Annotated in this window: 20 protein-coding genes; 14 read left to right on the plus strand and 6 right to left on the minus strand. The window is 63.2% G+C overall.

Translation table 11 applies throughout. The features are described 5' to 3' along the window. Positions 1–39 precede the first annotated feature (39 nt). Together MJ639_RS08280 and MJ639_RS08285 are read left to right on the plus strand one after the other, a co-directional pair. Positions 40–657, plus strand: coding sequence for a class I SAM-dependent methyltransferase (locus tag MJ639_RS08280; RefSeq protein WP_243370227.1), 618 nt, complete (start codon positions 40–42; stop codon positions 655–657). Positions 658–693: 36 nt separating this feature from the next. Beyond that, on the plus strand, positions 694–2856 hold the full coding sequence (locus MJ639_RS08285) for a primosomal protein N' (protein WP_243370233.1): 2163 nt from the start codon (positions 694–696) through the stop codon (positions 2854–2856). Here the strand turns inward: MJ639_RS08285 and MJ639_RS08290 are convergent. Next, positions 2825–3046, minus strand: coding sequence for a hypothetical protein (locus tag MJ639_RS08290; RefSeq protein WP_243370234.1), 222 nt, complete (start codon positions 3044–3046; stop codon positions 2825–2827). The two genes, MJ639_RS08285 and MJ639_RS08290, sit on opposite strands and share 32 nt — an antisense overlap. 269 nt (positions 3047–3315) lie before the next feature. Here MJ639_RS08290 and MJ639_RS08295 point away from each other — a divergent pair, with 269 nt between their 5' ends. The 7 genes from MJ639_RS08295 (at position 3316) to MJ639_RS08325 (ending at position 9542) form a co-directional block, all read left to right on the plus strand. Next, positions 3316–3753, plus strand: coding sequence for a histidine phosphatase family protein (locus MJ639_RS08295; RefSeq protein WP_341482645.1), 438 nt, complete (start codon positions 3316–3318; stop codon positions 3751–3753). A 212-nt stretch (positions 3754–3965) separates the two neighbouring features. Further along, positions 3966–4538: a F0F1 ATP synthase subunit delta gene (locus MJ639_RS08300; protein ID WP_243370236.1), complete on the plus strand. Its 573-nt coding sequence runs from the start codon at positions 3966–3968 to the stop codon at positions 4536–4538. Next, entirely contained in the window at positions 4538–6067 is a 1530-nt protein-coding gene (atpA, locus tag MJ639_RS08305) for a F0F1 ATP synthase subunit alpha (protein WP_243370238.1), read from the plus strand. The genes MJ639_RS08300 and atpA overlap by 1 nt, the downstream gene beginning before the upstream one ends. A 54-nt stretch (positions 6068–6121) precedes the next feature. Beyond that, on the plus strand, positions 6122–6994 hold the full coding sequence (locus MJ639_RS08310; RefSeq protein WP_243370240.1) for a F0F1 ATP synthase subunit gamma: 873 nt from the start codon (positions 6122–6124) through the stop codon (positions 6992–6994). Positions 6995–7015: 21 nt separating this feature from the next. Continuing rightward, positions 7016–8470: a F0F1 ATP synthase subunit beta gene (atpD, locus tag MJ639_RS08315; RefSeq protein WP_243370242.1), complete on the plus strand. Its 1455-nt coding sequence runs from the start codon at positions 7016–7018 to the stop codon at positions 8468–8470. 114 nt (positions 8471–8584) lie between these two features. Beyond that, positions 8585–8986 carry a F0F1 ATP synthase subunit epsilon gene (locus MJ639_RS08320; RefSeq protein ID WP_243370244.1) on the plus strand — a complete coding sequence of 134 codons (402 nt, stop codon included), beginning with the start codon at positions 8585–8587 and terminating at the stop codon, positions 8984–8986. Positions 8987–9023: 37 nt separating this feature from the next. Next, positions 9024–9542, plus strand: coding sequence for a 2'-5' RNA ligase family protein (locus MJ639_RS08325; RefSeq protein ID WP_243370246.1), 519 nt, complete (start codon positions 9024–9026; stop codon positions 9540–9542). Positions 9543–9723: 181 nt separating this feature from the next. On the opposite strand, the gene putA is transcribed toward MJ639_RS08325, so the two are convergent. Beyond that, on the minus strand, positions 9724–12822 hold the full coding sequence (gene putA, locus MJ639_RS08330; RefSeq protein ID WP_243370248.1) for a bifunctional proline dehydrogenase/L-glutamate gamma-semialdehyde dehydrogenase PutA: 3099 nt from the start codon (positions 12820–12822) through the stop codon (positions 9724–9726). 113 nt (positions 12823–12935) lie between these two features. On the opposite strand from putA, the gene MJ639_RS08335 reads away from it, so the two are divergent. Further along, positions 12936–13397 carry an Lrp/AsnC ligand binding domain-containing protein gene (locus MJ639_RS08335; RefSeq protein ID WP_243370252.1) on the plus strand — a complete coding sequence of 154 codons (462 nt, stop codon included), beginning with the start codon at positions 12936–12938 and terminating at the stop codon, positions 13395–13397. 183 nt (positions 13398–13580) lie between these two features. Here the strand turns inward: MJ639_RS08335 and MJ639_RS08340 are convergent, their stop codons facing one another. Continuing rightward, on the minus strand, positions 13581–14588 hold the full coding sequence (locus tag MJ639_RS08340; RefSeq protein ID WP_243370254.1) for a TerC family protein: 1008 nt from the start codon (positions 14586–14588) through the stop codon (positions 13581–13583). 323 nt (positions 14589–14911) lie between these two features. Here MJ639_RS08340 and MJ639_RS08345 point away from each other — a divergent pair, with 323 nt between their 5' ends. From MJ639_RS08345 to MJ639_RS08355, 3 genes are all read left to right on the plus strand, one after another. After that, positions 14912–15949 (plus strand): ABC transporter substrate-binding protein, encoded by a 1038-nt coding sequence (locus MJ639_RS08345; protein ID WP_243370256.1) that lies wholly within the window; start codon positions 14912–14914, stop codon positions 15947–15949. Between the two features lie 164 nt (positions 15950–16113). Then, complete coding sequence (locus MJ639_RS08350) at positions 16114–16905, plus strand: ABC transporter ATP-binding protein (protein WP_279306564.1); 792 nt, start codon at positions 16114–16116, stop codon at positions 16903–16905. Between the two features lie 7 nt (positions 16906–16912). Then, positions 16913–17680 carry an ABC transporter permease gene (locus tag MJ639_RS08355; RefSeq protein ID WP_243370258.1) on the plus strand — a complete coding sequence of 256 codons (768 nt, stop codon included), beginning with the start codon at positions 16913–16915 and terminating at the stop codon, positions 17678–17680. Between the two features lie 173 nt (positions 17681–17853). On the opposite strand, the gene MJ639_RS08360 is transcribed toward MJ639_RS08355, so the two are convergent. From MJ639_RS08360 to MJ639_RS08370, 3 genes are all read right to left on the minus strand, one after another. Further along, positions 17854–18996, minus strand: a complete 1143-nt coding sequence (locus MJ639_RS08360; protein WP_243370260.1) for a CobW family GTP-binding protein — start codon at positions 18994–18996, stop codon at positions 17854–17856. Between the two features lie 5 nt (positions 18997–19001). Next, positions 19002–19907, minus strand: coding sequence for a DMT family transporter (locus MJ639_RS08365; protein WP_243370262.1), 906 nt, complete (start codon positions 19905–19907; stop codon positions 19002–19004). A gap of 136 nt (positions 19908–20043) precedes the next feature. Continuing rightward, on the minus strand, positions 20044–21396 hold the full coding sequence (locus MJ639_RS08370; RefSeq protein ID WP_243370264.1) for a D-alanyl-D-alanine carboxypeptidase family protein: 1353 nt from the start codon (positions 21394–21396) through the stop codon (positions 20044–20046). A 285-nt stretch (positions 21397–21681) separates the two neighbouring features. On the opposite strand from MJ639_RS08370, the gene MJ639_RS08375 reads away from it, so the two are divergent. Then, positions 21682–22845 (plus strand): 2OG-Fe(II) oxygenase, encoded by a 1164-nt coding sequence (locus MJ639_RS08375; protein ID WP_243370266.1) that lies wholly within the window; start codon positions 21682–21684, stop codon positions 22843–22845. The last annotated feature ends 2 nt before the right edge of the window (positions 22846–22847 follow it).

Here is a 22847-nt window from a genome sequence, read left to right on the forward strand (position 1 = left end):
TAACATTGGCGTCCACTGGGCGTCACAAGGGGAAAAGACGTGAACGCCGATACCAAGATTGCGAGTAATGCCGGCTATGCCGCGGAGGCTGATTCTCTAGTCGCCTCATACGAGAGCATCACCTTCGAGGACATTTACGCTCCCATCCTGAACCTCCTGCCGCAGGCCGGTCGCGCCCTCGACATCGGCGCCGGAACGGGCCGTGATGCGGCGGCATTGGCGAAGCGTGGTTTCCTCGTCCATGCCGCCGAGCCGACGGCGGAGCTGCGCGCCCATGCGCAGCGTCTCCATCGCGAGCCCACGATCACCTGGACTGATGACGCCTTGCCGGATCTCCCGCAGCTTCATGCGGGCACGGCTCGGTTCGATCTCATCCTCATGACTGCCGTGTGGATGCATCTCGATGAGGAGGAGCGCGCAAGGGCGCTGCCGCGCATTGCGCATCTCCTCACCTCGAGCGGACGATTGTTCATGACAGTGAGAAAGGGCCCTGTACCTCCGGGGCGTCGCATGTTTCCCATCCCCATCGAACCGCTGATCGCGGCAGCTGGGGAGTCCGGGCTTGCGCTTCTGAAGAATTACGAGTTCTCGGATCGGCTCGGGCGTCAGGATGTCAGTTGGACCATGCTTGCATTCGAACGGGAAAATCGGGTCTAAGCATCTCATGTATCTCATGGACATGCTCGCTTCCTGATGGCTTCCAAGATCGCCGATGTCCTCATCCCGCTGGCGCTGGACACGGCCTATTCCTATGCCGTGCCGGACGATCTCGCGCTCGATGAGGGCGACGTGGTGCAGGTGCCGTTGGCCACCCGCGAGGTGGCGGGCGTGGTCTGGGGATTGCGCGAAGGGCAGGGCGCTAATTTCAAGAAGGTGACCGGCGTTCTCGAAGGGCCGAACCTTTCCTCGAAGATGCGCAAATTCCTCGATTGGGTGTCTTGGTACACGCTGGCGCCCAAGGGCTCGGCGCTCGCCATGAGCCTGAAATTCCCGGATCCCGACCGCACGGAAGTGGTGCGTGTGGGTGTGAAGCTCACCGAGAATCTGCCCAAGCGCATGACGCCTGCGCGCCAGAAGGTGATCGAGGCGGCGCAGGATGGCGTGGTGCGCCTCAAGAGCGAGCTGGCCCATGCGGCGGGCGTCAGCAACGGCGTCATTGATGGCCTGATCGATGAGGGCGTTCTCGAAACTCAGACCTTGCTGCAGGAGCCGGTGGCGGGATTGCCCAATCCGGATTTCGGCGACACGACGCTTTCCGATGGTCAGGGTGATGCGGCGAAGGAACTTGTCGCCGCCATGGGCGAGGAGCATCCGCCGGTGATCTTGTTGGAGGGCGTGACGGGCTCCGGCAAGACGGAAGTTTATTTCGAGGCGGTCGCCGAGGCCGTGCGTCAGGGTCGGCAGGCGTTGATCCTCATGCCGGAAATCGCGCTCACCGCGCAGTTTCTGGACCGATTCGCCGCGCGCTTCGGCGTGAAGCCTGCGACCTGGCATTCGGGCGTCACGGGCCGCAAGCGTGAACGGCTTTATGCGGCGATTGCCTCGGGCGAGGTGAAGGTGATCGCAGGCGCGCGCTCAGCCCTGTTTCTGCCGTATCAGGACCTGTCGCTCATCGTCGTCGACGAGGAGCACGAGACCGCCTACAAGCAGGATGACGGCGTGCATTACCATGCCCGCGACATGGCGGTGGTGCGCGGCAAGATCGAGAACGCGATGGTGGTGCTCGCTTCTGCCACGCCATCCATCGAGAGCCGCGTGAATGTGGAGCGCGGGCGCTATCGTCATGTGAAGCTGCCCGAGCGTTTTGGCGGACGCTCCATGCCGCAGATCCGCTCCGTCGATCTGCGCAAGGAGCAGATCCCGAAAGGGCGCTGGTTGTCGCCGACGCTTGTCGCCTCCGTGGAAGAGACGGTGGGGCGCGGCGAGCAGGCCTTGCTCTTCCTCAACCGGCGTGGCTATGCGCCGCTTACCCTCTGTCGCAGCTGCGCCCATCGCTACGAATGCCCGAACTGCTCGGCCTGGCTCGTGGAACATCGTTTCCGGCGCTCTCTTGTCTGCCATCATTGTGGACATGTGGAGCGTACGCCGCAGGCCTGCGTGGAATGCGGCAGCATCGATTCGCTCGTGCCTTGTGGACCGGGCGTGGAGCGAATCGCGGAAGAGGTGACGGAGCTTTTCCCCGACAAGCGCGTCATCGTGCTCTCCAGCGATTTTCCCGGTGGCACCGAACGGTTGCGCACGGAGCTTGCGGCGATTGCGGCGGGCGAGGTCGATATCGTCATAGGCACGCAGCTCGTGGCCAAGGGACATAACTTTCCACTCATGACGCTCGTCGGCGTGCTCGACGCGGATATCGGCCTGACCTCCGGCGATCCCCGGGCCGCCGAGCGTACCTTCCAGATGTTGCAGCAGGTGACGGGCCGCGCCGGGCGCGGCGAGAAGCCGGGACGGGCCCTGGTCCAGACCTGGCAGCCGGACCATCCAGTGATCGCGGCCCTGGTTTCGGGCGATGCCGAGCGATTTTATGAGGAGGAGACTCGTGTCCGCGAGATGGCTGGTCTGCCGCCTTTCGGGCGCCTTGCCTCTCTCATCATCTCGGCGGAGGAGCGCGAGGTGGCGGAGGCCCATGCCCGGGGCATGGCCATGGTGACGGAGCCGCCGCCCGGCGTGATGGTGCTCGGTCCCGCCGAGGCCCCGCTGGCGCTCATCCGGGGCCGCTATCGCTATCGTTTGCTGGTGAAGACGGAGCGGGAGGTCGATCTGCAGGGCTATCTGCGCTCCTGGCTCTCCCGCTGCCCCAAGGTCAGGGGCAATACCCGCGTCTCTATCGATGTGGATCCTCAGAGCTTCCTGTAAGGTTCACGGAGGCGGTCGTTTCCACCACCGGCATGCGAACGCCTTCGGGAGCGCGCACGAGAACGGGTTCCCCGGCGCGTGGGGCAGGAGCGATCTTCGCATAAACGGCCTTCTCGATCCCCGGAGCCAGGAACGGGTAGCTCCAGAACAGACCGAGCGTGAGCAGGGTGAAGGCTGCGAACAGGCGCATGGGGCTCCCCGGATTAACCTTTCGTTAAGGGTGGAGCCGGGCCCCGATTTCTCAAGTGCGCCAAGGCACAGGTGCGACGCACTACCTCAAGAGGGTCGACGCAAAAGCGATTCTGTGGTCGATAGCGGGCTCAGAGGAGCCTGAAAAACCCCGATGTCCAAGATTGTTCACTGCATCCGCCACGGCCAGTCGACCTTCAACGCCCATTTTGCAGAGACTGGCGAGGATCCTCTGCATCCCCCCTGACCGAGCTTGGCCTCAGGCAGGTGGTGGAGCGGGCGCCCGATCTGCGGCAACACTCTTATGAACTGATTGTGACCTCGCCCCTGACCCGGGCCATCCAGACCACCTTGGGGCTTTTTGGGGAGCACCCTGCGAAGCCCCCGATCCATATCGAGTGCCTGCACCGGGAGCACCTTGAGAGCAGCTGCGATGTTGGCAGGGCTCCGGCACTTCTCCGGCAGGAGTTTCCACATCTCGCCTTCGACCATCTGGAAGAGACCTGGTGGCACAACGAGGGGGAGCTGGACCCGCGCGGATTCGTCTGCGAACCCGGTCACATTTTCGAGGGGCGCGTCGAGGAATTCCGGCGCTGGCTCATCGATCGGCCGGAGCGGATGATCGCTGTTGTGGGGCACGGCACTTTCTTCAGCCGGCTCACTGGCCAATATCTCGGCAATTGCGAGGTTGCAGTCCTGGAGCTGTGATCCTTAACCCTGTAACGGCCTCGCCTGCTTTTTACGAGCTGATCCCCGCCTAGCTCGCCTTGCGCACCAGGAAAACCCATGCTAGTCCACCCCCGCCTGAAGGCGGAGTACGGTCCCGCTGAAGGCTCACTTCCATCGACCTGACGGGTTTCCCGACAGCTTGCCTCAAAGCTCGCCGGTTCCGAGACCCGTAACTTGAGAGAGACGATTACGTGGCGCAAAGCGGCTCCCAAGAAGGCCCCCTCCTGTCAGGCGTAGCATTGCGCTATGCCTCGGCGCTGTTCGACCTCGCCCGCGAGGCGAACGCCGTGGATGCCGTCGCCGGCGATCTCGGCCGTTTCGACCAGCTGATCCGGGGCAGCGAAGACTTGCAGCGCCTGATCCGCAACCCCATTTTCACGGCTGAAGAGCAGTCTCGCGTGATGGAGGCTCTCCTGACCAAGGCCGGCATCTCCGGTCTGGCGGGCAACTTCATCCGTCTGGTGGCGTCCAAGCGCCGCCTCTTCGCCCTTCCCGACATGATCCGCGCGTATGGCGACCTCGTTGCCGACGCGAAGGGCATCGTCCGGGCCCAGGTGACCCTGGCGGAGACGCCTTCGGACACCGTTCTCAACGAAATCAAGGCGGCGCTGCGCGACGTCGCCAAGGCTGACGTCGCTGTCGACGTCAAAATCGACCCGAGCCTCATCGGCGGTCTCATCGTGAAGATGGGCTCCCGCATGGTGGATGCCTCGGTGCGCACCAAACTCAATTCCATTCGTCTAGCGATGAAAGAGGTCCGCTGATGGACATTCGAGCCGCTGAGATCTCCGCGATCCTCAAAGAGCAGATCAAGAACTTCGGCACCGAGGCTGAAGTCACCGAAGTCGGTCAGGTCCTGTCCGTCGGTGACGGTATCGCCCGTTGCTACGGCCTCGACAATGTCCAGGCCGGTGAAATGGTGCAGTTCGAGTCGGGCGTGCAGGGCATGGCCCTCAACCTCGAAACCGACAACGTCGGCATCGTGATCTTCGGTTCCGACCGTGAGATCGCCGAAGGCCAGACCGTGAAGCGCACGGGCGCCATCGTGGACGTGCCGGTCGGCAAGGGCCTGCTGGGCCGCGTCGTCGACGCGCTCGGCAACCCGATCGACGGCAAGGGCCCGATCCAGTCGACCGAGCGTCGCCGCGTCGACGTGAAGGCTCCCGGCATCATTCCGCGCAAGTCGGTGCACGAGCCGATGGCGACGGGCCTGAAGGCCATCGACGCCCTCATCCCGGTCGGCCGCGGCCAGCGCGAGCTGATCATCGGCGACCGTCAGACCGGCAAGACCGCTGTCGCCCTCGACACGATCCTGAACCAGAAGCCACTGAACCAGGGCAACGACGAATCGCAGAAGCTGTACTGCGTGTACGTCGCCGTCGGTCAGAAGCGCTCCACGGTCGCTCAGTTCGTGAAGGTTCTCGAAGAGAACGGCGCTCTGGAATATTCCATCGTCGTCGCCGCGACCGCTTCCGATCCGGCTCCGATGCAGTTCCTGGCTCCGTTCGCCGGCTGCGCCATGGGCGAGTTCTTCCGTGACAACGGCATGCATGCCGTGATCACCTATGACGACCTGTCCAAGCAGGCCGTCGCCTACCGTCAGATGTCGCTCCTGCTCCGCCGTCCTCCGGGCCGCGAGGCTTATCCGGGCGACGTGTTCTACCTGCACTCCCGCCTTCTGGAGCGCGCCGCGAAACTCAACGACGCCAACGGCGCAGGCTCGCTCACCGCTCTGCCGGTCATCGAGACGCAGGCGAACGACGTGTCGGCCTACATCCCGACCAACGTGATCTCCATCACCGACGGCCAGATCTTCCTTGAGACGGATCTGTTCTATCAGGGCATTCGCCCGGCGGTGAACGTCGGCCTATCCGTGTCGCGCGTGGGCTCCTCGGCCCAGACGAAGGCGATGAAGAAGGTCGCGGGCAAGATCAAGGGCGAGCTGGCGCAGTACCGCGAGATGGCGGCCTTCGCTCAGTTCGGTTCCGACCTCGACGCCACCACGCAGCGCCTGCTGAACCGCGGCTCGCGTCTGACCGAACTCCTGAAGCAGCCGCAATTCTCGCCGCTGAAGATGGAAGAGCAGGTCGCCGTGATCTATGCCGGCGTGAACGGCTATCTCGACACCCTGCCGCTCAACCGCGTGCGCGCTTTCGAGGATGGCCTGCTGGCGCTCCTGCGCGGCAAGCACGCCGATCTCCTTGATGCGATCCGCGCTTCCAAGGACCTGTCGAGCGATTCCGAGGCGAAGCTGAAGGACGTCGTCCAGAACTTCGCCAAGTCTTTCTCGTAAGTCTTACGTTCTCGTAAGATCCAGCCGGAACTCCGGAGAGGGTAGGGCCGCTCGATGCCGAGCTTGAAAGACCTTCGTAACCGCATCGCCTCGGTCAAGGCGACGCAGAAGATCACCAAGGCCATGCAGATGGTGGCCGCCGCGAAACTGCGCCGCGCGCAGTCTGCGGCGGAAGCCGCGCGTCCTTATGCGGAGCGCATGGAAGTGGTGCTCGGCAATCTCGCGTCCGGCATCACTGTCGGTCCCGAGACGCCGCGTCTGCTCGCCGGCACGGGTGCCGATCAGGTTCACCTGCTCATCGTCTGCACCGCAGAGCGTGGTCTGTGCGGTGCATTCAACTCCTCGATCGCGCGTCTTGCTCGCGACCATGCCAACCGGCTTCTCGCCGAGGGCAAGACGGTCAAGATCATCTGCGTGGGCAAGAAGGGCTACGACATCCTTCGTCGCCAGTTCGCTCAAAACATTATCGAGCTGATCGATCTGCGCTCCGTGCGCCAGATCGGCTTCGATAATGCGGAGCAGATCGCGCAGAAGATTCTCGGCCGCTTCGAGGCTGGCGAATTCGACGTTGCGACGCTGTTCTACTCGCGCTTCCGCTCGGTGATCGCGCAGATCCCGACGGCGCAGCAGATCATCCCGGCTCAGCTTGAGGCGACCGGCGTTTCGTCGGATGCGGTCTACGAGTACGAGCCCGAGGAAGGCGAGATCCTGGCGACGCTTCTGCCGCGCAATCTCACCGTGCAGATCTTCCGCGCGCTGCTTGAGAACGCCGCTTCCGAACAGGGCGCCCGCATGAGCGCCATGGACAATGCGACCCGCAATGCGGGCGAGATGATCAAGAAGCAGACGCAGACCTACAACCGGTCGCGTCAGGCGATGATCACCAAGGAACTGATCGAAATCATTTCGGGCGCCGAGGCGCTCTGACGAATCCGAGAGGAGCCTCACATGGCTAACACCGCTAACGCCGGCAAGAAGGTCGGTCACATCACGCAGGTCATCGGCGCCGTCGTCGACGTGCAGTTCGACGGCCACCTGCCCGAGATCCTCAACGCTCTCGAGACCACGAATGGCGGCAACCGCCTCGTGCTCGAGGTCGCTCAGCAGCTCGGCGAGAGCACCGTGCGCTGCATCGCCATGGACACCTCCGAGGGTCTGGTGCGCGGTCAGGAAGTCACCGATACCGGCGCCCCGATCGCCGTGCCGGTCGGCGCCGCCACGCTCGGCCGCATCATGAACGTCATCGGCGAGCCGGTTGACGAAGCTGGCCCCATCGTCGGCGAGAGCACCCGCGCCATCCACCAGCCGGCTCCTTCCTATGCCGAGCAGTCCACCGAGGGTCAGATCCTGGTGACGGGCATCAAGGTCGTCGACCTGCTCGCTCCTTACGCCAAGGGCGGTAAGATCGGCCTCTTCGGCGGCGCAGGCGTCGGCAAGACCGTTCTGATCATGGAGCTCATCAACAACGTCGCGAAGGCGCACGGCGGTTACTCCGTGTTCGCCGGCGTCGGTGAGCGTACCCGCGAAGGCAACGACCTCTATCACGAGATGATCGAGTCGAAGGTGAACGTGAACCCGGCCGAGAACAACGGTTCGGCTGCCGGTTCCAAGTGCGCCCTCGTGTACGGCCAGATGAACGAGCCCCCGGGCGCCCGCGCCCGCGTCGCTCTGACCGGTCTGACGGTTGCCGAGAACTTCCGTGACCAGGGCCAGGACGTGCTGTTCTTCGTGGACAACATCTTCCGCTTCACCCAGGCAGGCTCCGAAGTGTCGGCGCTTCTCGGCCGTATTCCTTCGGCCGTGGGCTATCAGCCGACGCTCGCCACCGACATGGGCGCTCTGCAGGAGCGCATCACCACCACCACCAAGGGTTCGATCACCTCGGTGCAGGCCATCTACGTGCCCGCCGACGACCTGACCGACCCTGCTCCGGCCGCTTCGTTCGCCCACCTCGACGCCACGACCGTTCTGTCGCGCTCGATCGCCGAAAAGGGCATCTACCCGGCCGTGGACCCGCTCGACTCGACCTCGCGCATGCTGTCCGCCGCCATCGTCGGCGAGGAGCACTACAACACCGCCCGTCAGGTCCAGCAGGTGCTGCAGCGCTACAAGGCGCTCCAGGACATCATCGCGATCCTGGGCATGGACGAGCTCTCCGAAGAGGACAAGCTCACCGTGGCCCGCGCCCGCAAGATCGAGCGCTTCCTCTCGCAGCCGTTCCACGTGGCTGAAGTGTTCACCGGTTCGCCCGGCAAGCTCGTGTCTCTCGAAGACACCATCAAGGGCTTCAAGGGTCTCGTGAACGGCGATTACGATCACCTTCCCGAAGCTGCCTTCTACATGGTCGGCACCATCGAAGAAGCCGTCGAGAAGGCCCAGCGCCTCGCGGCTGAAGCTGCCTAATTGAAATCCAGCTTTTCCCGGGGCGTGCATGCACGCCTCGGGATTGCTTTATCCAGCCTGTCTCCACCGATTCCAGACCGCCCTCAACAAGCGGTCTGCTGACGAGAAGCTCAAATGGCCACCTTCAATTTCGAACTCGTCTCTCCCGAGCGCGTGCTGTTCTCCGGCGCAGTCGACGCGGTGGTTCTGCCTGCGAGCGAAGGCGACATGACGGTTCTCTCCGGCCACGCGCCGATGATGACGACCCTCAAGACCGGCTTCCTCGTCGTCACGAGCACTCCCGGCAACGGGACTCGCGTTTTGGTGCGCGGCGGTTTTGCCGACATCAACCAGAATGGTCTGACGGTTCTTGCCGAGCGCGCTCTTCCCGCCGAGGAGCTGACGCACGAGATCCTCGACAAGGAAATCCTCCAGGCCGAAATGGCCTGGGACGCCACCAACGATCCCGTCGCCAGGCAGGCCGCCGAATCGGCCATCGCGCAGCTGCGCGAGGCCAAAGAGGCGCTGACCTACTGATCTGAAACAACCCGGCTCCGGCCGGGTTTTTCTTTTCATGACGAAGCCCGCACCTCTTATTCTGACTCTCGCGATGGACGAGCGCTCCTTCGCTTTCTTCGATGAGCAGAGACGTCGATACTTCCCACCTGACTGCAACTTCATCCCCGCGCATCTGACGCTGTTTCATCATCTGCCGGGCGATCATGCCGACAGCATCGGGAGCATGCTTGGGCAACAATGCGCGGAGCAGAAAAGCTTCAGGCTGGATGTGACGGGCTTGGCGCTTCTCGGGCGCGGTGTGGCTTACTCTCTCCACTCACCGGAACTTGCCGAATTGCACCGCAGCCTTGCCTCGCAATGGGCTGCGTGGTTGACGCCGCAGGATCGACAGAAGCTCCAGCCGCATGTGACGGTGCAGAACAAGGTCGAGCCGCAGAAGGCGAGGGCGCTGCAGCTGGCGCTGGCTGAAACCTTCGCACCCTTTCAAGCGACAGCTGTGGGCCTTGACCTCTGGTGGTATCGCGGAGGGCCGTGGGAGAAGGTGCGCAAGTTTTGGTTCTCGGAACGGGGGTAGTCTGGCGCTCTCTATCACCGAACACATACCAGGAGCTCATGCTCATCCCGCGTCCTACGCACGATCACCTTCTTCGAGATGGTCACTTGCGCGACCTCCTCAGGATGAGGTTGTGCGCAATGTAAAATGCCCGGGACGAGCCCGGGCATGACGTATAAATACTAAACCGAGAGCGAGACTCTCACTCACCCATCGCGATCAGGTTGGCATTACCACCCGCTGCTGCCGTGTTGATCGTCACCGTCTGCTCGGTGGCGAAACGCAGGAGATAGTGCGGGCCGCCGGCCTTCGGGCCGGTGCCGGACAGGCCGTGGCCGCCGAAGGGCTGCACGCCGACGACCGCGCCGATCATGTTGCGGTTCACGTAGACATTGCCGACGGACAAAGCATTCACGATGCGGTTCACGGTGGCATCGATGCGCGAATGCACGCCGAGCGTCAGGCCGTAGCCTGTGTCTTCGATGGCCCTGATTACTTCTTCGAGATTGCCCGACTTGTAGCGCACCACGTGCAGCACAGGGCCGAAGACTTCCTGTGCCAGATCGTGCGGCTTGTTCAGCTCGAAGATATGCGGCGCAACGAAGGTGCCCGTCGTGGGCGCGGTGCCGGCGTAATGCACCTTCGCCTGACGCTTCATCCCCTCGATGTGACCATCGAGCTTGTCCTTCGCCTCGCGGTCGATCACCGGGCCCACATGAACGGAAATATCGCGCGGATCGCCGAGCTTCAGCTCGCGCGCATTGCCAGCGATCATCTCGATCATGCGGTCGGCCACATCTTCCTGCACGCAGAGCAGGCGAAGGGCCGAGCAGCGCTGTCCGGCGGAACGGAAGGCCGACATCACCACGTCGTCGGCGACCTGCTCAGGCAAAGCCGTCGCGTCGACGATCATGGCGTTGATGCCGCCGGTTTCCGCGATGAGCGGAACGATGGCGGCGTCCTTGTTCGCGAGCGTGCGGTTGATGATGCGCGCCACTTCCGTGGAGCCGGTGAAGACCACGCCTGCCACATCCTTGTGCTCCACAAGGCGCGCGCCCACGCGTCCGTCGCCGGGCACGAGATGAAGCGCGGTTCTGCTGACACCAGCCTCATGCATGATGCGCACGGCAAGGTCCGCGATCAGCGGCGTCTGCTCTGCGGGCTTGGCCACAACCGTGTTGCCCGCCATGAGCGCGGCGCTCACCTGGCCGAGGAAGATCGCGAGCGGGAAGTTCCACGGCGAGATCGCCACGAACACGCCGCGTCCGCGCAGGCGAAGCACGTTGCTCTCGCCAGTCGGGCCGGGCATCGGCTCACCGTTGTCGAAAAGCGTGCGGCCCTGCACAGCATAATAGCGGCAGAAATCGACGGCCTCGCGCACTTCGGAGAGCGCATCGTCGAGAGTCTTTCCGGCTTCGACCTGCAGCAGATGCAGCAGCGCGCCGCGGCGTTCCTCCATGAGATCGGCTGCACGCTCCAGCGCCTTCGCACGCGTGTCCGCATCCGTGCGGCTCCAGTTGGCAAAGCCTGCGCGGGCGGAAGCCATGGCGCGGTCGACGATCTCAGCGCTCGCTTCGGCGACCTGGCCAGCAACCGTCGTGCCATCGATAGGGCTGATGACCGGACGCGTCTCGCCGGAAGCAGCCTTGCCGTCGAGCAACGGATCGGCGCGGTAGGTTTGCGTCGCGGCCTTCTTGATCTCGCCAAGCAGCGCATCGAGCGAGGCCTGATGGCCGAACTCGACGCCCTTCGAATTCGGGCGCGAAGGGCCATAAAGATCGCGCGGCAGCGGCAGCTTCGGATGACGTGCCTGGTCGGCTGAGACGATGATGTCGGCGGGGCGCTTGAGCAGAGCCTGTACCGGCACGTTAAGGTCTGCAGCGACCGACACGAATGACGAGTTCGCGCCGTTCTCGAGCAGGCGGCGCACAAGATAGGCGAGAAGATCGCGGTGGCCGCCGACCGGCGCATAGGCGCGGCAGGCAAGGCCCGGATTATCCTCGAGCAGGCGCGCATAGAGCGCCTCGCCCATGCCGTGCAGGCGCTGGAACTCGTAGCCTTCCGTGCCGCCCGCGCGCTCGATGATGGAGGCGACGGTGAGCGCGTTGTGGGTGGCGAATTGCGGATAGATGCGCGGGCGAAGCGAGAGCATCTTCTCGGCGCAGGCGACGTAGTGTAGGTCCGTCATCGCCTTGCGGGTGAAGACCGGATAATCGTCGAGGCCGCGCTCCTGCGCGCGCTTCACTTCCGTGTCCCAATAGGCGCCCTTCACGAGACGCACCATCATCTGGCGATCGTACTTTTCAGCCATCGCCGCGATCGCATCGATCACGGAACCGGCGCGCTTCTGATAGGATTGGATCGCGAGACCAAAACCCTTCCAGTCAGCCAGCGACGGATCGGCGATCACGGCCTCGATCACTTCGAGCGAGAGTTCCAAACGGTCAGCTTCTTCCGCATCGACGGTGAAGTTGAGGTCGTAGGATTTCGCCCTCTGCGCCAGCGCGATCACGAGCGGCACCAACTCGCGCATCACGCGCTCGCGGCTCGTGGCCTCGTAGCGCGGATGAAGCGCGGAAAGCTTCACCGAAATGCCGGGACGGTTCGGCAGCGGCTCGTTGCCCGCAGAGCGTCCGATTGCGTCGATGGCGGCGGCATAGGAATCGTAATAGCGGCGGGCATCGTCCGCCGTGCGGGCGCCTTCGCCCAGCATGTCGAAGGAATAGCGGTAGATGCGGCCCTTGGCGGAGCCTGCGCGCTTCAACGCATCTTCGATGGTCTGGCCGAGCACGAAATGGTTGCCCATCACGCGCATGGCCTGGCGCGTCGCCGTGCGCACGGCAGGCAGGCCGATTCGCTTCGTGAGCTGGCCGAGAATGCTCTCCGGCGTCTCGCCGGGCTGGATCACGCGGGCGGTGATGCCGAGCGCCCAGGCAGAAGCCGAGACGAGGAAGGCGTCGGATTTCGCCTCGTGGCCCGCGAAGTCCGCCTGGCCGAGCTTGTCTTCGATGAGCTTGTCGGCAGTGGCGGCATCCGGCACGCGCAGCAGCGCTTCCGCCAGCACCATGAGGGCGAGGCCCTCCTTGGTGGAGAGCGCGTATTCGCGCAGCATCTCCTCGACGCCGCCGAGGCCGCCGCCCTTGGCGCGGATCGCCTCGATCAGGCGGCTGGCGCGCTCGTCCACGCGGCGCTCGCGCTCGGGGGACAGCCGAGAGCTCGCGAGCAGGCGGGCGGCAATGGCCTTGTCGTCCTCGGCGAAGGGCGGGTTGAAGGGAAGGGCGGCGCTGGAAATCGGGGCCATGGGTTTCCTCTGGAGATTTTCGGGGAATATACGGGCTCTCACACCGCGTTTCGATGGCAATAAAAGGCGCTTTGCCTTAAGTTTTGCACTCAATAAGCTCAATGGGCGTGAAAATGACGGATATCGACCGGACCGACCGAAAGATCCTGAAGTTTCTCCAGCAGGACGGCCGCATTTCCACCGTGGACCTGGCGGAGAAGGTGGGTCTCTCCCCCACCTCCACCAGCGACCGGGTGAAACGCCTGCAGCGGGAGGGCTTCATCGCCGGATTCGGGGCGCGGCTCGATCCGCACCGGCTGGGCCTCGAGCTTCTCGTCTTCGTGGAGGTCTCCCTCGACAAGACGACGCCTGATGTTTTCGAGAAATTTGCCGAAGCCGTGAAGCGCGCGCCGGAGGTTCTGGAGTGCCACATGGTGGCGGGCGGCTTCGATTATCTCGTGAAGACGCGTGTGGCCGATATGGCAGCTTACCGCCACTTCCTCGGCGAGATCCTGCTGGCGCTGCCGGGCGTGAAGGAGACGCGCACCTATGCGGTGATGGAGGAAGTCAAAAGCGACGGCATGCTGCCTGTGTGATGCTCACCCCATAGCCCTCATCCTGAGGGATCGCGTCAGCGATCGTCTCGAAGGACGAGGGCGTTTCCAGAGATCACTGGACGATCCTTCGAGACGCCGCTTGCAGCGGCTCCTCAGGATGAGGTTTGTGGGTTGGCAGCGAAGGCGCCACCCCCGGAACAAGGCCGGGGATGACGAGGGAGATCATTCGGTGACTGTTTTCTCGTCGTCCTTCGTCTTCCAGAGCGAGTAGACGACACCGCCCGCGATCAGGGTGAAGGTCACGCCGAGCGAGATGGTGGGGTCGAGCTTGCCGACAAGCTGGTTCCAGAAGATCTTGCCGCCGATGAAGACGAGCACGAGAGCCAGCGCGTACTTCAGATAGTGGAAGCGATGCACCATCGCCGCCAGCGCGAAGTAGAGCGCGCGAAGGCCGAGGATCGCCATGATATTCGCCGTGTAGACAACGAAGGTGTCCGTGGTGATGGCGAAGATCGCCGGCACCGAGTCCACCGCGAAGATCAGATCGGCCACGTTGATCACCACGAGCGCCAGGAAAAGCGGCGTCGCCCAGGTGACGATCTTGCCGGTCTTCGGATCGGGCTCGCGCACGAAGAAGTGCTGATCGTGCAGGCGGTTCGTGACGCGCAGATGCTTGCGCAAGAAGCGGACCATCGCGTTCTTGTCGATATTCGGCTCGCTCTCGGGCACGAACAGCATCTTGATGCCGGTCGCGATGAGGAATGCGCCGAAGAGATAGAGCATCCAGGAATATTCCTGCACCAGGGCAGCGCCCACCGCGATCATGATGCCGCGTAAGACAATGACGCCGACGATGCCCCACACGAGGGCCCGGTACTGGTATTTCCGAGGAATCGCGAAATAGCTGAAGATCAGCGAGATCACGAAAACGTTATCGATGGACAGGGACTTCTCGATGAAGAAGCCCGTGAAATACGAAATGCCTGCGTGCGTACCGTCTTCGGTCACCAGCAGGCCGGTTTCGAATGACCACCAGATATAGGCGCCGAACAGCACCGCGATACCGATGTAAAAGGCAGACAGGAGAAGGCTCTCCTTCACGTCGAGTTCTTTGTCCTTCTTGTTCAGGACGCCGAGATCGAAGGCGAGGAGAAAAACGACAAGGCTCAGGAAGGCCGTCCACATCCAGACGGGCTTTCCCAGCCATTCCACGAAGAGGAATTCTGGCATAACCGGACCTATGATTGCTTTTAAGTTCAAGCATCGGCTCCGACATCACAGGCGCATGTTCGCATCCTGCCAGAGGGGCCCGGTCACCGATTGACCCAAAGTGGGTAGGACAATCGCCAGCGTCAAGGGCCGTCTGGCCGAAAATGGATTCTGCCCAATCTTACGTCAGGTGCCGGCTCAGAGGGCAGCTTTGCCATGGCAAGAGGCTTGACCCTGAACGCCGTTCTGCTTGCATGGTCAATAACAGGGCAAAAGGCACGAAGATGGCTAGGCTCTCGGGCCTCCAGGCTTCTGGCGGCAGATCAAGAACAGAGGTGACGGTGATGGTGTCTGAACGTTCGACGAAGAAGCGGTGGAGCAAGAATCTGCTGGTGGGGGCGGCTTTGCTGTTCGGCTCTGCTGCCGCTCAGGCACAGACGCCAGTACGCTTCAGCCTGGACTGGCGCTGGGAAGGCCCGGCGGCCCCCTTCGCCGTCGCGCTCGACAAAGGCTACTTCAAAGCCGAGGGACTCGACGTAACGATTGACCCGGCAGCGGGCTCCCGCGAGCCGATCTCGCGCGTTGCCTCCGGCACCTATGATGTCGGCTTCGGAGACGTGAATTCCCTCGTCCGCTTCCGCGATGAGAATCCCGGCACGGATATCAAGGCCGTGATGGTGATCTATGACCGTCCGCCCTTCGCGATCATCGGGCGCAAGAGCCGCGGCATCTCGAAAGAAGTGTCGAGCCTTTCGGGGAAAAAATTCGGCGCGCCCGCGGCGGACGGTGCCTTTGCGCAATGGCCGATCTTCAAGGCGGTGAACAAGATCGACGATTCCAGCATGAAGTTCGAGAATGTGGGCTTCCCGGTGCGCGAGCCGATGCTGGCCCAGGGCGAGGTCGACGCGGTGTTCGGCTTCTCCATGTCCTCCTTCATCAACCTGAAATCGCGCGGCGTTCCGGCGGATGACATCGTCGTCCTGCTCATGAGCGATTACGGCGTTGATCTTTACGGCAATACCATCATCGTCTCGCCGAAATTCGCGCAGGAAAAGCCCGAGGCCGTGAAGGGCCTGCTGCGCGCGATCATGAAGGGCGTGCAGGACACGGTGAAGGATCCGTCGAGCGCGGTCGATGCGGTCGTCAAGCGCAACGACGTCGCCAAGAAGGACGTGGAACTGGAGCGCCTCAAGATGGTGCTGGAGCAGAACATGCTCACGCCATGGGTGAAGGAGAACGGCTTCGGCGGTATCGACAAGGCCCGCTTCGCCAAAGCCCTCGACCAGATCGGCCTGACCTTCACCTACAAGAACAAGCCCAGCGTGGAGAGCGTGTTCACGGAGGAGTTCCTCCCCGCCGCCGATCAGCGGAAGGTGAATTGATCGTTCGCACGATTCTCTACCCTCCCCTTGAGGGGGAGGGTCGCGAGCATAGCGAGCAGGGTGGGGTGAGAAGCGCTACGTTCTGAAAGCTCACGCCGCCACCCCACCTCGGCTCTTCGAGCCGATCCTCCCCCTCAAGGGGAGGATATAGAGCGGAGCGTCCTTTGCCGGTTTTCGTCGACATCCACAACGTCACCCATGTCTATGCCCGCGCGGAAGATGGCGTTCCCGCTGTCCAGAACCTGACCATCCGCATCAATGAGGGCGAGTTCGCCGCCATCGTCGGACCTTCCGGCTGCGGCAAGTCCACGCTCATGAAACTCGCCACCGGCCTGCAGTTTCCGCGCGAGGGGGCGGTGATCGTGGACGGTAAAGAGGTGAGCGCGCCCGTGAAGCTCGCAGGCATGGCTTTCCAGAATCCCACGATGCTGCCCTGGCGCACGACGCTCGACAACATCCTGCTGCCGCTCGAAATCGTGGAGCCGCACCGTTCGCGCCTGCGCCGGCACAAGGCGGAATATGTGGCCAAGGCCGAGAGCCTTCTGGAGCAGGTGGGCCTGAAAGGGCAAGGGCATAAGTTTCCGTGGCAGCTCTCGGGCGGCATGCAGCAGCGCGCCTCGCTCTGCCGCGCGCTCATCCACGAGCCGAAGCTCCTGATGCTCGATGAGCCCTTCGGGGCGCTCGACAGTTTCACGCGAGAAGAGTTGTGGTGCGTGATGCGCGATCTCCACGCGGCGCAGAAGGTCACGATCATTCTCGTGACGCACGATCTTCGCGAAGCGGCCTTTCTCGCCGACCGTATTTTCTGCATGAGCGCGCGGCCTGGCCGTATCGTGGCCGAGCGGGAGGTGACGTTCCCGCGTCCGCGCGATCTCGAAATCACCTATTCCCCGGAATTCTCCGAACTCGTTCACGAGCTGCGCGGGCATATCGCGCAGGCGCGCAAGGCAGCGTGAAGCTTCCATGAAAACCAAGAACCAACTCGCCATCGCTCCTTACATCTTCACCATCGGCTTCTTCCTGTTATGGGAAATCGCCTGCCGCGTGCTCTCGATTTCCAGCTTTATTCTGCCCACTCCCTCCACGATCATGCTCGCCGTGTGGGAATATCGCAGCCAGCTTGCCTTTCACGCCATGCACACGCTCTGGATGACGCTCGCAGGCTTCGGGCTCGCCGTAGCCCTCGGATTGCTGCTCGGCATGCTGCTGGGCTCCTCGCGGCTGATTAATGCGGGAAGCTATCCGCTGCTCGTCGGCTTCAATTCGATCCCGAAGGTGGCGGTGGTGCCGATTCTCGTGTTCTGGTTCGGTGTCGGTTGGGTGCCGCCGGTGCTCACGGCCTTCCTGATCTCGTTCTTCCCCATCGTGGTGAATGTGGCGACCGGCATCGCCACCGTGGAGCCCGAGATGGAGGACGTGCTGCGCGCGCTCGGCGCATCGAAGAGAGACATCGTGTTCAAGGTCGGCGTGCCGCGCGCGATGCCGTACTTCTTCGGCTCGCTGAAAGTCGCGATTACGCTTGCTTATGTAGGCTCCGTCATCGGCGAGCAGAATGCGTCGAATGTGGGCATCGGCAACCTGCTCACCCGCGCCTCCGCCGCCTTCGAGGTGCCGCTCGTCTGGGCTGCCCTCGTGGTGCTCGCGGTGCTCGGCGTGGTGATGTACGCGATGACGGCCTATGTGGAGAATGCCATGACCGGTTGGGCGCAGCGCTCGCAGATGGCGGCGTGATTCTCAGTCTCAATCATCCACCCCATAGCCCTCATCCTGAGGGATCGCGTCAGCGATCGTCTCGAAGGACGAGGGCGTCTCCAGAGATCACTGGACGATCCTTCGAGACGCCGCTTGCAGCGGCTCCTCAGGATGAGGGCAGTGAATTGGAGATGGAACTAGGCTAGTAACAATTATCTCCTCAACGACAACGGATTGTCGGAGAGTGCAGCCGCATCCGGCTGATCGATGGCGGGACGCCCAAGAAACGCATTCCAGAGCTTCTCGACGGTTTCGCGCTCCAGATCGTCCACGATGAAGACGATGCGGCTGCGCCGGTCTTCGCTCGGCCAGCGCGGCAGCACGGCGGGCACGTGGATCACGTGCTGCACCCCGTGGATCACCACCGGGCGTTCCGGATCCTCGGCGAGCGCCACGAGGCCCTTCACGCGCAGGAGCTTCGCGCCTTGCGAGGAGCGCAGCAGGTCAAGGAACATGTCGAGCGTGCCCTGACGGATCGGCTGATCGCTCGTGAGGCAGAAGGCGCGGATGCGCTCATCGTGACGATTCACGTCGTGATGATGGTGATGATCATGGTCGTGGTGGTGATGATGGCTATGCTGATGCGCGTGGCTCTCATGCTCGGCCTGCTCCACGGCTTCGGTCTTCAGCCATTCGGCCACGTCCGCGATCTTTCCGTCGAGACCGAAAAGGCCGCCGGCAATGATGCTTTCCACCGGAGCATCGGCCTTGAGAATAGTCGCGCCCGGATTGAGCTGATGAAGCCGCTCCTGGAGCTTCGCGAGGCTCGATTGACCCTGCACCAGATCGGATTTGGCGAGCACGATCCGCTCGGCGACAGCCGCCTGCTTCACCGCCTCGCGGTGCGCATCAAGGGTCTGCGCGCCATTGACGGCATCCACCACCGTCACCACACCTTCCACCGCATAGCGCATCGAGAGATACGGGTGATAGAGCACGGCGTGGAGAATGGGCGCTGGGTCAGCCAGGCCCGTGGTCTCGATGATCACGCGCTTGAAGGGCAGGATGCGGTTGTTGTCGCGCTTGCGCAGGAGATCTTCGAGCGTGGCGATGAGATCGCCGCGCACGGTGCAGCACAGGCAGCCTGCGGAGAGAAGCACCATGCCTTCATCGACGGTCTCGACCAGCAGGTGATCGAGGCCGATCTCCCCGAATTCGTTCATGATGACGACGCTGTCCTGCAGGGCCGGATCTTTGAGCATCCGATTGAGCAGGGTGGTCTTTCCGGCGCCGAGGAAGCCGGTGAGGATCGTGAGCGGAATCGGCGCGGGCGGTGTCATCGGAGCATTCGTCATGGTTTTCAATCCGCGATCGGAACCAGCGGCGCATCCTTCAGACGGCGCTGCTCCAGAAGAACGTTGGCGATGATGGCAGCAAGCACAAGGGCGCCGCCGGCGATTTGCGGAAGGGAGAGGGCTTCATCGAGGATGAGAGCCGAAGATGCCGCCGCGATGACCGGCTCGGTGCAATAGATGATCCCGGCCGCGACCGCCGAGATGCGTCCGAGCGCCAGGAACTGCAGCACGAAACCGATGAGATAGCCGCCGATCGTCATTGCGATGGCGAAGGGCGCAAGCGCCAGGATCGCGGGCGAGGCGAGCTGTCCCGTGACGAGGCTGATGAGCACCGATGTGGGCAGCACGATCAGGTGAATCCAGAACACCTTCGCCACGACGCCTGTCTTGTTGCAGCGCGCTGCGGTGAAGAACTGGATCGCGGTTGCGACGCTCGCGGCGAAGGCAAGAGCGAGGCCGCGCCAGTCGAGGCCGGAGAAGGCAGGGCCGACGACAAGGCCCACGCCGAGGGTTGCCACCAGCACGACGCCGATCAGCGCGGGCGTGAGCGGCGTCTTCTCCACGAAGGGGCTCGCGAGCACGATGAGAATCGGAAAGGTGTAGAACACCACCACCGCAACCGTCACCGGAATGAAGGCGACGGACGACAGATAGCAGATGCCGACGAAGGCAGTGGAGATGCCGAGCAGGAGCATCTTGCCCCGTTCCTCGCGCACCATCGCCAGCGAATGCCGCATGACGAGGGCTGCGATGGCGACGAGCGCCAGCATGAGAAGCACCCGATAGACCACGATGGCCGAGCCGCTTGCCCCGGCAAAGGACGCCATGCGCGCGAAGACGATGTTGAAGCCGTAGCAGGCGGCGGAGCCGATGGCGAAGAGAAGGCCCGTGGCGTGGGAGGTGCGTGTCATGTCGCGTGATCGTTTTGAGGCAAGCCGTGCACCGTTCGCCCGGTTCGGGGACGAATGCAAGGGGCCTTTGTGAGGCCCTCTCATGCAAAACGCCCGGCTTGGGGCCGGGCGTCGTTTCGAAACGGATGGAAGAGGATCAGTTCGCTGCCGATTTCGGCTTCGTGGCGGCATCCGCCTTCTGGGCCTTCGGCTTGGCTGCGGGCTTGGCCTCAGACGCATTGCCGGTGACCGGCTTCACGGTGACGCTGACGCGGCCCTTCTGCTTGGGCTTGCCCTCATCCTCGATCACCGGCGTCACATCCGGCTCTTTCGAAGCCTCCTGCTTGGCGCCCTTCTTTTTGGAAGCGGTCGCCTTCTTCTTGCTCAGCCGAGCCTTCTCCGCGGCTTCCTCGGCAGCGGCCTGAGCGGCAAGCTCAGCTTCGGAAGGCGGGTTCAGGCCGATCCAGACGCGTTCCGGCTGCACGGCGGCGCGGGGGCCGAGCACGGTGCGCACGGGCTTCTGCGTGTCCCCGGCAAAGGCCATGACCTCGGAGGAAAAGAGGTTCGGAACGTTCGAATCGTCCTCGGCGACCACGGGGGCGTCCTCTTCCTGAGGCATCGGCCCGCGACGGTCGCAGATCACCGGGCGCATGTCCGGCGGCGTCGTGTTGGCTGAGGTGGGCAGTGCGGCGAGTTCGGGATTGGTGAAATTCACCTTGCTGTTGAAGCCCCGGTCGAACAGCTCCGCCGCCTTCATGGTGCGCTCGTTGGCCGAAGGCGCGCCGAGCACGACCGTGATGAGATGGCGGCCGTTGCGGGTGGCGCTGGCCACCACATTGAACCCCGACGAGCAGATGAAGCCGGTCTTCATGCCGTCAGCGCCCGGATAGCGGCCGATGAGGCCGTTGGTGTTGCGCATGATGCGGCGGCCGAACTGCACGGCACCGATGTCGAACAGGTCCTGGTGGTCGGGGAAGTCTTTCAGGAGCGCGCGGGCCAGAAGCGCCATGTCGCGGGCGGAGGTCTGGTTGCGCTCGTCGGGCAGGCCGTGGGGGTTGGCGAAGTGGCTGCTCACCATGCCGAGACGCTGGGCTTCGGCATTCATGAGTTCCGAGAAGCCGTCGATGGAGCCGCCGATATTCTCCGCGATCGTCGCGGCGACGTCGTTGGCCGACTTCACCATCATGATCTTGAGGGCGTTGTCGAGGCGGATCTGCGTTCCGGGCTTGAAGCCCATCTTGGACGGCGGCAGGGCGGCTGCGCTGTCCGTGACCGTGAGAAGGGTGTCCATGGCGAGCTGGCCACGCTTCACCTTGTCGAGGGCGACGTAAGCCGTCATCAGCTTGGTGATCGAGGCGGGGTACCACGGATCGGTCGCCCGTTCCGCATGCAGGACGCGGCCGGAATCCACCTCGACCACGAGGGCAGGGCCGCCAGCGGCCCAGGCCTGGCCGCTCATGACGGCGGCAACGGCAAAGGCTGTCATGCGGAGGGCACGGCTAACGTTCATACGGAACGACTCCTTGACTTGTACAACGGTCGGAGAGGGGATCTCGGAACCCTGCTTTGCCAGCTGGGCTATATTTTTAGTCCCAAACCTTAGCTTTGGCTAGGTGAGGGCAGTGATCGCAACCCGGTCTGCCCTTTCTAACGAAATCCATGGCAAGAGAGTGGCAAAAGCCGCCCTTATGCAAGAACATCGAAGCGCGGCTATTGTTTCAGGCCCGTTTGTTGCCGCAGCGCCGATGCGATGGTATCAAGCAATAACATTGCAAAATTGTTGATGGGGGACAGGATGAGTGTTGTCGACGCTGCTGGGAAGGACGCTTCCGGGAAGCATATGTACCGTGCGCTTCAGGTCGGTGACCCGGCACCCTGGTTCTCGCAAAATTCCACCAGCAATCCCGAGTTCCACTTCGAGACGACGGCAGGCCGCTATCTGGTTCTCTGCTTCTATGGCACAGGCTCCGATGAGACCGGGCGTGCGGCCCTTGAGGCGTTTCAGGAAACCCATCGTTCGCTCTTCGACGATGACAAGATCGCCATCTTCGGCGTGAGTTCCGACCCCTCCGACTTGTCGGAAGGGCGGGCCCGCCAGATCATTCCGGGCATCCGGCATTTCTGGGATTTCGACGGGAAGGTGGGCCGCCTTTACGGATCCCTTCCTCATAATGTCGAGGCCGGCCGGTCACAGGTTCCTGTTCGCCGGTTCTGGATGGTGGTGAATCCGACGCTGCGCGTCCGCGCCATCTTCCCCTTCAAGCCGGATGGCAGCGACCGCGACGAGGTGGCGGCTTACCTGCGCGCCCTGCCGCCGGTCGACCGTTTCGCCGGTTTCGAAATTCCCGCGCCCATCATCATCGTTCCCGACGTGTTCGAGCCTGAGCTTTGCCGCCATCTGATCGGCCTCTATGAGCAGAACGGCGGCGAGGAATCTGGCTACATGCGCGAGGTCGACGGCAAGACGGTCGCGGCCCACGACCGGAGCCACAAGAGCCGCAAGGATTTCACGATCACGGATCCCGCGCTCGTCAGCCACCTGCAGCGGCGCATCATCCGCCGGATCAATCCCGAGATCGAGCGCGTGCATTTCTTCACGCCCACGCGCATGGAGCGCTACATCGTCTCCTGCTACGCCGCGGAAGATGGCGGACATTTCCGTCCGCATCGGGACAACACCACGAAGGGCACGGCCCATCGCCGCTTCGCGGTCTCGATCAATCTCAATGGCGACTTCGAGGGTGGTGAAGTGAGCTTCCCCGAATACGGATCGCGCAGCTACAAGGCACCGCCCGGTGGGGCCGTGGTGTTCTCGACGCCGCTGCTGCATGCGGTGTCGAAAGTCACGTCAGGCCGGCGCTACGCTTTCCTGCCGTTCCTCTACGACGAGGCTGCTGCCAAGGTCCGCGAGGCGAACAATGCGCATCTCGGCGAGGGTGTGGGCGCCTACAAAGCGTAAAG

The sequence above is a fragment of the Microvirga solisilvae genome (assembly GCF_022808595.1).
Lineage (GTDB): Bacteria > Pseudomonadota > Alphaproteobacteria > Rhizobiales > Beijerinckiaceae > Microvirga > Microvirga solisilvae.

What these genes read in the sequence shown, in the direction of transcription:
- putA (WP_243370248.1), bottom strand. Translation starts at nt 12,822, where the DNA reads ATGGCCCCGATTTCCAGCGCCGCCCTTCCCTTCAACCCGCCCTTCGCC.
- MJ639_RS08320 (WP_243370244.1), top strand. Translation starts at nt 8,585, where the DNA reads ATGGCCACCTTCAATTTCGAACTCGTCTCTCCCGAGCGCGTGCTGTTC.
- atpA (WP_243370238.1), top strand. Translation starts at nt 4,538, where the DNA reads ATGGACATTCGAGCCGCTGAGATCTCCGCGATCCTCAAAGAGCAGATC.
- MJ639_RS08375 (WP_243370266.1), top strand. Translation starts at nt 21,682, where the DNA reads ATGAGTGTTGTCGACGCTGCTGGGAAGGACGCTTCCGGGAAGCATATG.
- MJ639_RS08290 (WP_243370234.1), bottom strand. Translation starts at nt 3,046, where the DNA reads ATGCGCCTGTTCGCAGCCTTCACCCTGCTCACGCTCGGTCTGTTCTGG.
- MJ639_RS08345 (WP_243370256.1), top strand. Translation starts at nt 14,912, where the DNA reads ATGGTGTCTGAACGTTCGACGAAGAAGCGGTGGAGCAAGAATCTGCTG.
- MJ639_RS08365 (WP_243370262.1), bottom strand. Translation starts at nt 19,907, where the DNA reads ATGACACGCACCTCCCACGCCACGGGCCTTCTCTTCGCCATCGGCTCC.
- MJ639_RS08310 (WP_243370240.1), top strand. Translation starts at nt 6,122, where the DNA reads ATGCCGAGCTTGAAAGACCTTCGTAACCGCATCGCCTCGGTCAAGGCG.
- MJ639_RS08325 (WP_243370246.1), top strand. Translation starts at nt 9,024, where the DNA reads ATGACGAAGCCCGCACCTCTTATTCTGACTCTCGCGATGGACGAGCGC.
- MJ639_RS08355 (WP_243370258.1), top strand. Translation starts at nt 16,913, where the DNA reads ATGAAAACCAAGAACCAACTCGCCATCGCTCCTTACATCTTCACCATC.
- MJ639_RS08370 (WP_243370264.1), bottom strand. Translation starts at nt 21,396, where the DNA reads ATGAACGTTAGCCGTGCCCTCCGCATGACAGCCTTTGCCGTTGCCGCC.
- MJ639_RS08285 (WP_243370233.1), top strand. Translation starts at nt 694, where the DNA reads ATGGCTTCCAAGATCGCCGATGTCCTCATCCCGCTGGCGCTGGACACG.
- MJ639_RS08360 (WP_243370260.1), bottom strand. Translation starts at nt 18,996, where the DNA reads ATGACGAATGCTCCGATGACACCGCCCGCGCCGATTCCGCTCACGATC.
- atpD (WP_243370242.1), top strand. Translation starts at nt 7,016, where the DNA reads ATGGCTAACACCGCTAACGCCGGCAAGAAGGTCGGTCACATCACGCAG.
- MJ639_RS08340 (WP_243370254.1), bottom strand. Translation starts at nt 14,588, where the DNA reads ATGCCAGAATTCCTCTTCGTGGAATGGCTGGGAAAGCCCGTCTGGATG.
- MJ639_RS08335 (WP_243370252.1), top strand. Translation starts at nt 12,936, where the DNA reads ATGACGGATATCGACCGGACCGACCGAAAGATCCTGAAGTTTCTCCAG.